Here is a 13008-nt window from a genome sequence, read left to right on the forward strand (position 1 = left end):
CAGAGTTAGCGCGACGGCAATCAATCGCCAAGAAGAATCGGAACAAAAGGGGATCGTTCTTTGCTACGGCCGCCGAAACCCCGTCGGGCCGCCATAGAGGTAGCCGATGCGGGCGACGGCATCCTTCAGTCCCTCGCGCGACACCAGCATGGTGTTGCCGTTGGCGTGGATCATGGTGTCGGCATCGGTCATAACGGCGACATGGCCCTTCCAAAACACCAGGTCGCCCCGCCGCAACCCTGAGAAAGCGGGCCCCGGTTCCAGCGGCTCGCCGAGCGTCGTCGCCTGCATGTCGGTATCGCGCAGCACGTTCCTGCCGGCCATGCGCATCGCCAGTTGCACCAGGCCCGAACAATCGATGCCGAAGCCGGAAGCCCCGCCCCACAAATAGGGTGTGCCGAGAAACATCTCAGCCACCGAAACGTAATCGGTGGCCACTTCACCGAGAGGCCGCAGATGACCTGCTATCAACGCTTCGCCGGAGGGCAGAACGGCATAGTGGGTGCCGCGTGTCTCGGCCGCATCCGTCACTGTCACCGTCGATCCCATCGACAATTGTCCTGAGATCGGAAACCGCAAATCGGGTCCAGGATAGAGAAAAGTGCGTGGTGCCGAGACGATGTGCGTGGGCGCATGTTCCCGCCCGCCCAGCATGGTATCGGCGACATAGCCGACATAGCCGTCACGTTCCGCCTGGACCCAGGCCCAGCCCTCAGCGACCTCGAAGACCAGGACATCGTCGCCGAACAGGGCTTGCGTGTTGACGCCGGCATCCGGCCGCGGCGCCTTGCGGATATCGGCCACGGCTGCAGTGATCCGCGCCGGCCGACCGGCAACGAAGCGGTCTGCGGCGACTTCGCCCTTCAGCCGTGCATCGGCGAGGTCGGAACGGAAAGCGTGAAGGCGGGCATCCCTGGCAGTCAAATCGGCAACTCTGAAATTAGATGGGTAACTCATGGGCCTTGGCGATGATATCATCGCCGAAGCGCTCAACAAAGAGAGCGCCCTCGACCGTGCGTCTGATCAGCACATTTCGCTTGTCGAGTTCGTCGCGATGGCGCGATACCAGTTTCAATGCGCCCATCGTGTCAAGCGCGCGCGTAATCACCGGCTTGGTGACGTTGAGGCGGGCAGCTAGCCCACGCACGGTATGTGGCGGCGGGTCGAGATAGATTGTGAACAGGATCGCGGTCTGGCGCATGGTCAGATCGGGTGCATCGTTGCGCACTTGCGACAGCATCACTTGCTGCCACAGTCGCAAGGCCTGGCTCGGGCGCATCGCAATCGACATCGCGCCAGCATGACGGCAAATTGTTTCGGTTCCGTTTCAGTTTCCAACCTGCTGAATCGGGATTTTGGCAGAAAGCCGGTTCCGACTTTTCGGGACCGTCGTTAGCCAAAACGTTTCGCGATGATCCAGTCCAGAGCTCGGATGCCTTGTGCCTCGCCGCCTGCAGGACCATGCGGGCGATCGGCAGGGTTCCAGGCGAAGATGTCGAAATGCGCCCAGGCCACACTCTTTTCGACAAAGCGCTTCAGGAACAGTGCCGCCGTGATCGAGCCGGCAAAACCGTCCGTGGTGACATTGTTGATGTCGGCGATCTTCGACGCCAGTTTTGAATCGTAAGGCCGCCATAATGGCATCCGCCACAGCGGATCCTCGACCGCAACAGAAGCCGCCGCGAGGTCGAATGCGAGCGTTTCGTCGCCGGTATAGAATGGTGGCAGGTCGGGACCGAGCGCGACACGGGCAGCCCCGGTCAGTGTCGCCATGTCGACCAGAAGCTGCGGCTCCTCCTCGTCGGCCAGCGCCAGCGCATCGGCGAGCACCAGCCGCCCCTCGGCGTCCGTGTTGCCGATCTCGACTGACATGCCCTTGCGGCTCGACAGCACGTCGCCGGGCCGGAACGCGTTGCCGGCTATCGAATTCTCTACCGCCGGAATGAGCACGCGCAGCCGCACATCCAGCCCGGCAGCCATGATCATCGAGGCCAGGCCAAGCACGTTGGCGGCACCGCCCATGTCCTTCTTCATCAAAAGCATGCCGGACGACGGCTTGATGTCGAGACCGCCAGTATCGAAACAGACACCCTTGCCGACCAGCGTCACCTTCGGCGCGCCTTGCTGCCCCCAACGCATGTCGATCAGGCGCGGCGCGGCGGTCGACGCGCGGCCGACGGCGTGGATCATCGGGAAATTTTGATCGAGGAGCTCGTCGCCCTTGATCACCGAGACTTCGGCCTTGTGCCTGTCGGCAAGGGTCCGTACCGCCTTCTCCAGGTCTTCCGGGCCCATATCGCTGGTCGGCGTGTTGACCAGATCGCGGGCCAGGAAAACGCCATCGACAATGCGGCGAGCCCGCCCGGTATCGACACCGGCCGGCAGGCCGAAGCGTAGCGCCCTGCCAGGTTTCTTGCCATAGCGGGTGAAGACATAGCCGCCGAGCATCAGCGCGATTGCCGCGAGTTCCGGCTCGGCCGGCGTCGAGGCGAAATGCCAGTCGCCTTCCGGCAAGGCTCTCGACAATGCGCCGAGGGCGAGCGCGCCTTCGCCATCGCCGGTACCGAAGAGCGCGCCGCCGAGCGCTCCGTTTTCGCCAGGCACGACCAGCGTCCTGCCTGCCTCGCCGGAAAAGCCGTTGGCTCTGGCCCAGGCGACAGCCGCTGGCGCGAGACCGGCTGCGTCCAGCCCGTCGCTGGCGACCAGATGGACCGGCAGTGCGCCCGGCAGCTTCTTCTCGACGAGTTCGACAGGCATTCGATGGTCTCCGTGCGGCGGGCGCCCCCGACTCGGCGTTCTTAACTGTCCGTTAGGGTTAACAGAATATTTCTGCGAGAGGGAAGACGGCCACGCAATGGCCGCGCATGAATGGAGGCTTAGGTAGCCATGCCGACCAACAGCACGATCAACGCCAGGGGAAAACGGCTCATCACCACGGCCCTTGCGCTGGCGCTCGCGGCGGGCGTCGCCGGTTGCGGAACCGACAAGCTCTCCACCGGCTCGATCGGGCGCACCGGAGGCAAACCGCTGGAAACCATGTCGACCGGAGAACTGCACAATGCCACCGGCGCCCTTGGCCAATCCTACGCCAGGAACCCCAACGACAAGCGGATAGCGACGAATTATGCGGCGGCACTGCAGATGGATGGTGACGCCGACCAGTCGCTCGCCGTGATGCGCAAGCTGGCGATCGCTCTGCCGAAGGATCGTGACGTGCTTGCCGCCTATGGCAAGGCGCTGGCGGCCAACGGCCAGTTCGAGGCGGCGCTTGACGCCGTGCGCCGCGCTCAGACACCGGAATATCCCGACTGGAGGCTGGTGTCGGCCGAAGCGGCCATTCTCGACCAGACCGGCCAGAAGGATAATGCGCGCCAGCTTTACCGCAAGGCGCTCGAACTCAAGCCGAACGAGCCTTCGGTGCTCTCCAACCTTGGCATGTCCTATGTGCTGGAAGGGGACCTGCGCACCGCCGAAACCTATATGCGCTCGGCCGCGCAGCAGCCCAATGCGGACAGCCGGGTCCGCCAGAACCTGGCGCTGGTCGTCGGGCTGCAAGGCCGTTTCGACGAGGCCGAGAAGATCGCCTCGCAGGAACTCTCGCCTGAGCAGGCGCAGGCGAACGTCGCCTATCTCAGGCAGATGCTGGCACAGCAGAATGCCTGGAGCCAGCTCAAGGATCAGGACAAGTCAAAGTCCGCGACCAACTGAAACGGCAATCCGCAAGAACCTTGAATGAATGAAAAAGCCGCGCTGCATCCAGCGCGGCTTTTTCACATGTCGTACAGGGATTTGCCGCGCTGCTACTGAGATGCTGCCGGCGCCGGACGATCTCCGAAGATGCCGCGCTGACTGACCTGAATGCCGGCGGGGCCCAGAATGATGGCGAAAAGCACAGGCAGGAAAAACAGGATCATCGGCACGGTGAGCTTTGGCGGCAAGGCGGCGGCCTTCTTCTCGGCCGCATTCATGCGCATGTCGCGACTTTCGGCGGCAAGCACGCGTAGCGCATGCGCCACCGGCGTGCCGTAACGCTCGGCCTGGACGAGTGCCTGCGACACCGACTTGACCGAATCCAGTCCGGTGCGACTTGCCAGGTTCTCGTAGGCCTGCTTGCGCTCCGGCAGATAGGAAAGCTCGGCATTGGTGAGGATGAATTCTTCCGCCAGCGGCACCGATTGCGCGCCGATCTCATCGGCGACCTTGCGCAGCGCTGCTTCCACCGACATGCCCGATTCGACGCAGATCAGCATCAGATCGAGCCCATCCGGCCATGCCATCTGGATTGACTGCTTGCGCTTGGTGGCACGGTTGTTGACATAGACGACCGGTGCGTAGAAGCCGCCATACGCAACGAGGATACAGACGAACAGCCGGATGACCAAAGGCTTGTCGGGCAACGCCCCGAGCACGAAGATGTAGATTGTGGCCAGCGCAAAGCCGACAAAAGGAAGTACCAGACGGAAGAAAAGAAACCGCGTCAGCGGATTCTGGCCCCGAAACCCGGCCACTTTAAGTATCTGCAACGTGCCTTCGTCGGCGAGCGCGCGCCTCAGATCCAACCGGTCGACAATGTTGCGCATGCCAACAGACTGTTCCTCGCGCAGGCCCTTGCGACGGCGATCCGCCTCGACGGCAAGCCGGGCGCGCTGTTTGGCACGCAATTCGTCGCGTTCCAGCGCAACGGTTTTCATGCGTGACTTGAGCTGGTTTCCGCCAAACGCCGGCAGCAAAGTGAAGACGGTCGCAAACACCGCTATTCCGACCAGTAGCGCGATCAGGAAGCTTGGATCCGTCAGGGTTTTGACAACTTGCTCGGTCATGCCAGCATCCTAGACTTCGAAGTTCATCATCTTGCGCATCACCAGGATGCCGATCGACATCCAGACCCCAGCGCAACCAAGGATCAGATTTCCGACGCTGGTGGTGAAAAGCGGCATCAGGTAGGCCGGGCTCGACAGGTAGACGAGAAAGGCGACGATGAAGGGCAGCGCACCGATGATCGCGGCGGACGCCTTTGCTTCCATCGACAGCGCCTGCACCTTGGCCTTCATCTTCTTGCGATCGCGAAGCACGCGCGAAAGATTGCCCAGCGCCTCGGAGAGATTGCCGCCGGCCTGCGACTGAATCTGGATGACGATGCCGAAGAAGCTCGCCTCCGTGCAAGGCATGGTTTCGGGCATGCGCAAGGTTGCGTCGGGGATCGAGAGGCCCATCTGTTGTGAATCGACGATGCGACGAAACTCGGCCTTCACAGGCTCGGGCGATTCGTTGGCGATCAGGCGCACGGCATCGTTCAGCGGCAGGCCGGATTTGACCGCGCGCACGATGATGTCGAGCGCGTTTGGAAATTCGTTGAGGAATGCCTTGACCCGACGCGCGCGACGAAACGAGACGAACCAGCGCGGCAGGCCGAGCGCCCCGGCCAGCAGCACGCCAGGCAAGGCGAGCTTCGGCGCTCCGGCCACAAAGGCGGCCATTGTCAAAACGAGGCCGCATACGGCGGAATATATATAGAAGCGCTCTACTGTGGTCTTCAGGCCGGCCTGGCGGAGTTGGACCTTCAGCGGCGGTTTCTTGACGGCGCTGTCCTTGGTTCTCTGCTTTGCGTCGAGCTCGTTGAGTGAATCCTGAACCGACTTGCGCCGCTTGGTGGCTTCCGCCGCGCGATCGCGCGAGGCCTTGACGACCGAGCGATCCGTCTCGGCGGTCCTGATCGTTTCGAGCCGCTTGCCGACCTGTTTCTCGTTGCTGATCCGAGTGAACAGAAATGCATAGGCGACGGCGCCGGCGCTGAAGCCGGCGAGTACGACAAACGCCAGTACTGTGCCGTCAAATCCAAACATTGGCTCGAACCCTTACGCCCCAAGATGCGTCAGTCAGCGCGTTTCTCCATCGCCTCGAGCGCAATGGCGAGGCGCTGCTCCTCGCCATAGTAGCGGGCACGGTCCCAGAAGTGCGGACGACCGATGCCGGTCGATACATGTTCTCCCAGCAGCCTGCCATTGGCGTCCTCGCCCTTGATGTTGTAGAGGACGATATCCTGAGTAATGATGACGTCGCCCTCCATCCCGATCACCTCGGTGATGTGGGTGATGCGGCGCGATCCGTCGCGCAGGCGTGCCGCCTGGATGATCACATCGATGGAGCCGACGACGATTTCGCGCACTGTCTTCTGCGGCAGTGAATAGCCGCCCATGGCGATCATGGATTCGATACGGTTCAGGCATTCGCGCGGGCTGTTCGAGTGGATCGTTCCCATCGAGCCGTCATGGCCGGTATTCATCGCCTGCAGAAGGTCGAACACTTCGGGTCCGCGCACTTCGCCGACGATGATGCGCTCGGGCCGCATGCGCAGGCAGTTCTTGACCAGGTCGCGCATCGTCACTTCACCCTCGCCCTCCAGATTGGGCGGGCGGGTTTCAAGGCGCACGACGTGCGGCTGCTGCAATTGCAGCTCGGCCGAGTCCTCGCAGGTGATGACGCGCTCCTCGCGGTCGATATAGTTGGTCAGGCAGTTTAGCAGCGTCGTCTTGCCCGAGCCGGTACCGCCCGAGATGACGATGTTGCAGCGAACACGACTGATGATCTTGAGAACTTCGGCGCCCTGCGGCGAGATCGCGCCGAACTTGACCAGCTGATCGAGCGTCAGCTTGTCTTTCTTGAATTTGCGGATGGTGAGCGTGGCACCGTCGATGGAGAGCGGCGGCGCGATGACGTTGACGCGTGAGCCGTCGGGAAGGCGGGCGTCGCAGATCGGGCTGGACTCGTCGACACGACGGCCAACCTGGCTGACGATCCGCTGGCAGATGTTGAGGAGCTGCTGGTTGTCACGGAAGCGAATGCCGGTCTGCTCGACCTTGCCGTTGACTTCGATGTAGACGTTCCTGGAGCCATTGACCATGATGTCGGCGATGTCGTCGCGGGCGAGCAGCGGCTCGAGCGGCCCATAGCCGAGCACATCGTTGCAGATGTCCTCGAGCAGTTCCTCCTGCTCGGCGATCGTCATCGCGAAATTCTTGATCGCGATGATGTCGTTGACGATATCGCGGATTTCCTCGCGCGCGCTTTCAGGATCAAGCTTGGAAAGCTGCGACAGGTCGATGGTGTCGATAAGCGCGGAGAAGACCTGGCTCTTGGTGTCGTAATAAGTCTCGCTCTTTTCGCGCTGTGCCCGCTTCGGCTCAGGCGCCAATGGCGGCGCCTCGACCGCACGGCGCGCCGGCGGCGCGACAGGTGAGCTTGGCGCAGCCGCAGGCCTGGCCAGAACCGCCGTGTCCGTGGAACTTGCAGCCGGCGGCGCAACAGGCGCTGGTGCTGGCGGGCGAAATTCCGGCGTGAACCGGTTGCCGTCGTCGCTGCCTCTTTTACCAAACATGATCGACTACCGATTCCACTGCTGAAACGTCACTTCTTGTTGCGCGAAAGCTTGCCGAGCAAATTGCCAAGCCCGGCCTTCTTCTTGGCCTTGATTTCGCTGCGCCCGGTCAGCACATGCGCCATTTCGTTGATCATTGCGACAACCGGGTTCTTGGCATCCATTTCGCCGAGCATGCGTCCGTTGTTGGCGGCATTGCCGAACAGCAACGGATCAAAACCAATGACCGACATTGCCGACAGGCCGAGCGGCTCGGCGAAATCGGACGGCGAAATTTCCGGGCGCTTCGGGACGCCGGCCTGGTTGATGATCAGCTTCGGCGGCGGATCGTTGGGACGAAGCCGCTTCAGCATGTCGACGAGGTTCTTGGTGTTGCGCAGATTGGCCAGTTCCGGCGTCGCCGTGATGACGATCTCATCGGCCTTTATCAGGGTGTTCTTGGTCCAGCCCGTCCAGACATGGGGAACATCGAGAACCAAAAGCGGCACGCTGCGCTGAGCAGTGTCAACGAGCTGCGTGAAGGCCTCGGGATCGAAATCATAGACCCGATCGAGTGTCGAAGGCGCTGCCAGCAGCGACAAATGCTCGGCGCATTGAGTCAGCAGCCGGTCAAGATAGACTTCATCGATACGCTCCGGCGAAAACACGGCCTCGGCGATGCCTTGCGCCGGATCCTGGTCGAAGTTGATGTTGGCCGTGCCGAAAGCAAGATCGAGATCGGCAACGACCACTTCGGATTTGAACAGGGTCGACATCGCCCAGGCGATATTATGAGCAATCGTCGAGGAGCCGACACCACCCTTGGCGCCAACAAAGGCGATCGAGCGGCCGAGCGGCTCGGCTTCCGGATCGATGAAGATCGACGATATCACGCTGACGATGTCGGCCATCGACACCGGCGCGATCACATATTCGGAAATGCCGTTGCGGATGAGTTCGCGGTAGAGGCCGACATCATTGTAATGACCGATCACCACCACCTTCGAGGTCGGATCGCAATATTCCGAAAGCTGGGCGAGTTGCTCCAGCAATTGCTTCGGTTCGCTGCGCGATTCCAGCAGGATCAGGTTGGGCGTCGGCGCCGATTGGTAGAATTCTATTGCGGTGGGGACGCCGCCCATATGGACCTTGAGATGCGCCTTCGTCATGCGGCGGTCCTCGCCGGCGCGCTCGACCGGATTGGCAACTCCCTCGGTCTCGCAAAATGCCTGGATCGAGATGCGCGGGATCGGCCGCAATGCCTGCATCGCGGCAATGTCCTGCTGCGAGGTATCGCTGCCATCCACCGGGGCATCGTAGGCAAGGTTGCTCATCGTCATGCTCTTTTCCGTGGCCTGTTCAATCCGAGACTGGCGGCTCAGTACGTCACTTCCGAATTGCCGAGAAACTCGTCCGAAATGCCTCTTGCACGATAGACATCGATCACCGCGCCGCGATTTTCAGCATCGATTGTGGAGGGCTTGCGCGGGCCGAGCAGATCGGCCGGATTGGCCATCTGGGCGGCAAGATTATTCTGATAGGAGCAGCCGAAATCGGCATAGTGCTTGTTTTCCGACGTATCGACGAGGTCGTCGGGCCAGCGTCCGCATTTGTCGGTCTGGGCTCTCACCGAGATATAGGAGATGCGAACCGGGGCGGATGTCTCGCTCGAGCCGGCCTGATATGAGACCACGACGATGCGGTTGCGCTTGATGCCGCTGGCGACTGCGAGCCTGGCGAAATCACGGCCGGCCGCCGTCGCGGCAACCTCGTTGGCCGATCCGCTCGGGACCTGAATCGTCAGCGTCGGGGCGGCGCTCTTGTCATAGCCGTCGAGAAAGCCAAGAAGCGTATCGCGCTGCGAGCCGGTCATGCCGCGGTCACCAGCCCCGACAGGCAGGTCGATCTTCTGGTTCTTCTCCGCGATCACGATTGGATGGTTGGTGCGATAGTCATCCGGGATGGCGCCGACCGTGATGCTGTCGCGATGGGCGCAGCCGGCGAGCAGCGCCGCCATTGCAACCGCCACGACCGGAACGGCTCGCCGGCTGACCTGCGAACTGCCAAAGCGCATCCTTGTGGCGATGGTGCTTGCCTTCAATGCTGACTGAGACATGTCCGCTTCCCCGCTTACTTGTAGATGAAGCCGACGACGCCGTGGTAGCGGCCGTTGGGCTTGTCGGTCTGCATGGTGCCGTAGACGCGATTGACGCGGCCGAGGAACATGGCGGCGCCGTCGCTGGCGGCGTTGAAATTGTCGTCTGGCTTGGCAAGGTCGTTGCGTGCGACCGGTTTCACCAGATAGGGCGTGATGATGATGACGAGCTCGGTCTCGTTGCGCACGAAGTCCCTGCTGCGGAAGAGCGCACCGAGCACCGGGATTTTTGTCAGCCCGGGCAAGCCGTTGACGGCTTGCCTGACATCGTCGCGAACCAGGCCGGCGATCATCATGGAGCCACCAGATGGCAGTTCCACCGTGGTGTCGGCGAGACGCTTGCGAAGCGAAAGGGCGTTCATGCCGGCGCTCGTCACGCCTTCGGACAACGATACGGATCCCTCGGTTGTTGGTTCGGAAACGGAGGTTCGGACTTTCAGGCTTATGCGGCCGGGAGACAACACCACCGGCTGGAATTCCAGGCCGATGCCGTACTCGATCTTTTCGACAGTGTAGGTCTTCAACCCAGTCTGGTTGTCGGTGGATACCTTCTGGTCGACGTTTGACACCATGTTGTATTCACCACCGACCTTGAAGGTCGCCTTCTCGCCGGAAACCGCGGTCAGGGTCGGCTCCGCCAAGGTCTTCATGACCCCGGACTGCTCCATGGCGTTGACATAAGCCTGCAGCCCCGACGCGCCGATCTGAAAGCCCGAGTTCGACAGCTGCTTGCCGAGACCCATGAAATTATCGCTGATCGCGCCGTAGCTGATGCCGTTGCTGCCACCGCTGCCGACCATGTTGACGCCGAGCTGCTTCATCACCGAACGGCTGACTTCGGCCACCGTCACCTTCAGCGTGACCTGATCGTCGCCGATGATCTGGAGCAGGTTCACGATCTTGCTGGTGCGGCGCTCCTGGTCCGGATTGTTGATGTCGACACCGCTCTGGGCCGAACCGCCGGCCGCCGTCTGCGAATATTGGCCCGTCGTCGCTTCACCGCCCGAAACGAAGATCGTCGCCAGGTCGACCGCGCGTTTTGCGTCCAGCGGCGTATCGACCGTTCCGGTCAGGACGACGTTGTCATTGAGCAGCTCCACCTTGATGGCCGACGTTGGGAGGAAGCGCCTGATATAATCCTCAAGGCCGGCAACGTCGCGTTCGACGGCCAGATCCAGACTGACGATCTGCTCGCCATTCGGGCCGAAGACAAAGATGTTCGTCTCACCAACCGCCTTGCCGAACAAGTAGATGCGCCTTGCGGTGCGGGTCACCGCATCGGCCACCGCCGGGTTGGCGACGAGAATGTCATAGGCATCGCTCGGCAAATCGATGACCACCGACTTGTTGAGACCGAGCTTGACGCGCTGGGTGGCCGTCGATGCCGTGACCTGAGCGTTTTTTGCCTCGACAATGCTGCCTTGCACATTCGTTCCGACGAGCAGCAGGCCGAATGCCGCGGCTACAATTGCCGGCAGTTTACCACTTAGCCTCATTTCCTTGCCCCTACCTCGGAAACTTCGCCCGACTTGATCAGCCTCACCGTTCCCCTGCGGCCATTGCCGGAAACGAGATAGTCGGCCTCACCCAGATTCTTTTCCTGCGTGTCCGCGACTGCCCGCAGTGCCAGGGTCAAGCGATCGGCCATTTGTTGGGCGACAGTGATGATCTCTGCCTGCTTGGGCGTCAGTTCCAGCGTGGCCGTCTGGCCCACCCTGGTTTTCTTGCCTTCCTCATCCTCCTGAATGGTCTGGTCGATGGCCAGGACGCGGATGTTCTTGAGGATGGTCTCGGTGTTGAAACCGGCGCCAGCGGCGCTGGCATCGGCCCTGCGGGTCATGATGACATCGACGAAATCGTTCGGAAGAATGAAGCCGCCGGCCGACGTGTCGGCCGAGATAGCCGTGGCGACCGCCCGCATGCCGGAAGGCAGGATCGACGACATGAAGCTCTGCCCCTCGCCGATCAGCTTGGAACGCCGCAGAGGCTCTCCGGCATACATCGCCACACGGGCAACGGAACTCTTCAGCTTCTCCAACGCCTCGGGCTCGGCGGCGCGGGTGATGAAATTCGCATTGACGCCGTCGGCGGGCCAGGATTGCCAGGCGATGTTGCTTTCGATCGGGCTGCCCATCGGAACGTCGCCCGAAAGCACAAGCACATCCTGCAGAGCCACCGCAGGGGCCTGAGGGCCGGATTCGACGACGACCTGGGGCGGCGGTGCCACCATGTTTTTCGCGACATAGCCCGCACCACCCGCCGCGGCCACCGCCACGCTCAGAATTATCAATCGCGATGCTGGCATCTGTCCGAACCCTTGCCCTGGCAAACCACGTAGCCAAGCCGGACTTTGCAGCGGCAATCGTCAAAACAAGGTTAATGTAATGCTTACGATCGTGATTAATTTAAGGTTTACATAAATTAGCCGGAACGCGCCCTGACCGGCCAAAATGGCCGGGCCGGCCCTGTTTCGAGCCGGTTGCGGCAATGCAGGCAGATAATAAAAAAGATCGTGCTCAGGCCGCCAGCCTGGTGAGCGCCCATACCATCAAGGGCGAATCCGGATAGGTCAGCAACCCGCCAAGGCCTAGCGCGACGCCGTAGGGAACGCCCTTTGCCTCGTCGGCGAAATGGCGCAGAAACGGATTCTGGCCGGTAACGGTCGCAAGCAACGACTTCCGGTAGATGATGATCGCGAGCGTCAGCAGGCCGCCGATGATTGTCGAGGCCACAAGATACTCGACGAGATTGACGTTGAGACCCATCCACATCGCGGTGGCTGCCAGAAGCTTGGCGTCGCCGCCGCCCATCCCGCCCATCGCAAACAAGCCAAACGTCACTGCAAGGACCAGGGCGCCGGCGGCGAAATGTCCGCCATAGGCCGCCCATTCCATACCCGTCAGAGGCGCAACCAGCGCAAAGACAACGACGAGCAGCACCGGCACGCGATTGGCGATCGTCATCGACAGCATGTCAGAGATCGCGGCAAACAGCATGCAGAACGGAAAAACCACGAAGATCAGGGCTTCAAGCATCGGCGCTATGCCTATTGTCGGCTTTCACGGGGCTTAACCTAGATATGTTCGATTAACGATTGATGAGGGCCGGCCGAAAAAACGAGTGATGTTGGCAGCGGCATGGAAAAAGGGCCGCCAAGCGGCGGCCCTTTTCCAAAACACAATCCAAGTGCGCTCGGCGACAAGGCCGATCAGGCGCCGCCCGGCGCGGAGTTCAGGGTGGTTCCGATGGCGGTGAACTTAGCGTTGAGCGAATTGCCGAGCGCGCCGGCGCCAGTGATGATGGCGAGCGCGATGAGAGCGGCGATCAGACCATATTCGATAGCGGTCGCGCCGGATTCGTCCTTCACAAAACGTGCGATGAGATTAGACATTCGAGAGCTCCTACTCCACGTGTTACAGCACTTCCGTCAACTTCTGTGATGGTCGATCGGATGCTGCCAATCTAGGGAGAAGCTCTTTCGATCGGCTTAATAAACAGC

At 61.5% G+C, this 13008-nt stretch carries 13 protein-coding genes; 1 reads left to right on the top strand and 12 read right to left on the bottom strand.

Going from position 1 to position 13008, the window contains the following annotated elements; translation table 11 throughout:
- Nucleotides 1–63: 63 nt before the first annotated feature.
- From NKH57_RS05635 to NKH57_RS05645, 3 genes are all read right to left on the bottom strand, one after another.
- On the bottom strand, nt 64–957 hold the full coding sequence (locus tag NKH57_RS05635; protein ID WP_352727005.1) for a C40 family peptidase: 894 nt from the start codon (nt 955–957) through the stop codon (nt 64–66).
- Complete coding sequence (locus tag NKH57_RS05640) at nt 941–1291, bottom strand: MarR family winged helix-turn-helix transcriptional regulator (protein WP_023758079.1); 351 nt, start codon at nt 1289–1291, stop codon at nt 941–943. Before NKH57_RS05640 ends, NKH57_RS05635 begins: the two co-directional genes overlap by 17 nt.
- A 101-nt stretch (nt 1292–1392) precedes the next feature.
- Nucleotides 1393–2757 carry a leucyl aminopeptidase family protein gene (locus tag NKH57_RS05645; RefSeq protein WP_352942465.1) on the bottom strand — a complete coding sequence of 455 codons (1365 nt, stop codon included), beginning with the start codon at nt 2755–2757 and terminating at the stop codon, nt 1393–1395.
- A gap of 129 nt (nt 2758–2886) precedes the next feature.
- Between NKH57_RS05645 and NKH57_RS05650 the strand changes: the two genes are divergently transcribed.
- Nucleotides 2887–3708 (top strand): tetratricopeptide repeat protein, encoded by an 822-nt coding sequence (locus NKH57_RS05650; RefSeq protein WP_352601384.1) that lies wholly within the window; start codon nt 2887–2889, stop codon nt 3706–3708.
- 92 nt (nt 3709–3800) lie between these two features.
- Here the strand turns inward: NKH57_RS05650 and NKH57_RS05655 are convergent, their stop codons facing one another.
- The 9 genes from NKH57_RS05655 to NKH57_RS05695 all read right to left on the bottom strand — a co-directional run bounded on the left by NKH57_RS05655 (nt 3801) and on the right by NKH57_RS05695 (nt 12900).
- Entirely contained in the window at nt 3801–4820 is a 1020-nt protein-coding gene (locus tag NKH57_RS05655; RefSeq protein WP_352942468.1) for a type II secretion system F family protein, read from the bottom strand.
- A gap of 9 nt (nt 4821–4829) precedes the next feature.
- Entirely contained in the window at nt 4830–5843 is a 1014-nt protein-coding gene (locus NKH57_RS05660; protein ID WP_352942471.1) for a type II secretion system F family protein, read from the bottom strand.
- A 29-nt stretch (nt 5844–5872) separates the two neighbouring features.
- Nucleotides 5873–7375: a TadA family conjugal transfer-associated ATPase gene (locus NKH57_RS05665; RefSeq protein ID WP_023758084.1), complete on the bottom strand. Its 1503-nt coding sequence runs from the start codon at nt 7373–7375 to the stop codon at nt 5873–5875.
- 29 nt (nt 7376–7404) lie between these two features.
- The gene (locus NKH57_RS05670) at nt 7405–8694 is read right to left on the bottom strand and encodes a CpaE/TadZ family protein (RefSeq protein WP_352942474.1); all 1290 of its coding nucleotides are present in this window, start codon (nt 8692–8694) and stop codon (nt 7405–7407) included.
- Nucleotides 8695–8732: 38 nt separating this feature from the next.
- Complete coding sequence (locus NKH57_RS05675; RefSeq protein WP_352942477.1) at nt 8733–9470, bottom strand: CpaD family pilus assembly protein; 738 nt, start codon at nt 9468–9470, stop codon at nt 8733–8735.
- 14 nt (nt 9471–9484) lie between these two features.
- Nucleotides 9485–11005, bottom strand: coding sequence for a type II and III secretion system protein family protein (locus tag NKH57_RS05680; protein WP_352601394.1), 1521 nt, complete (start codon nt 11003–11005; stop codon nt 9485–9487).
- Nucleotides 11002–11814: a Flp pilus assembly protein CpaB gene (gene cpaB / locus NKH57_RS05685; RefSeq protein WP_023758088.1), complete on the bottom strand. Its 813-nt coding sequence runs from the start codon at nt 11812–11814 to the stop codon at nt 11002–11004. The genes NKH57_RS05680 and cpaB overlap by 4 nt, the downstream gene beginning before the upstream one ends.
- 211 nt (nt 11815–12025) lie before the next feature.
- A complete protein-coding gene (locus NKH57_RS05690; RefSeq protein ID WP_352727018.1) occupies nt 12026–12544 on the bottom strand; it encodes an A24 family peptidase in 519 nt (172 codons plus the stop codon).
- Nucleotides 12545–12717: 173 nt separating this feature from the next.
- Entirely contained in the window at nt 12718–12900 is a 183-nt protein-coding gene (locus NKH57_RS05695) for a Flp family type IVb pilin (protein WP_352601400.1), read from the bottom strand.
- Between the last annotated feature and the right edge of the window lie 108 nt (nt 12901–13008).

Origin of the sequence: Mesorhizobium sp. M1050, from assembly GCF_040318715.1 — a bacterium.
GTDB lineage: Bacteria > Pseudomonadota > Alphaproteobacteria > Rhizobiales > Rhizobiaceae > Mesorhizobium.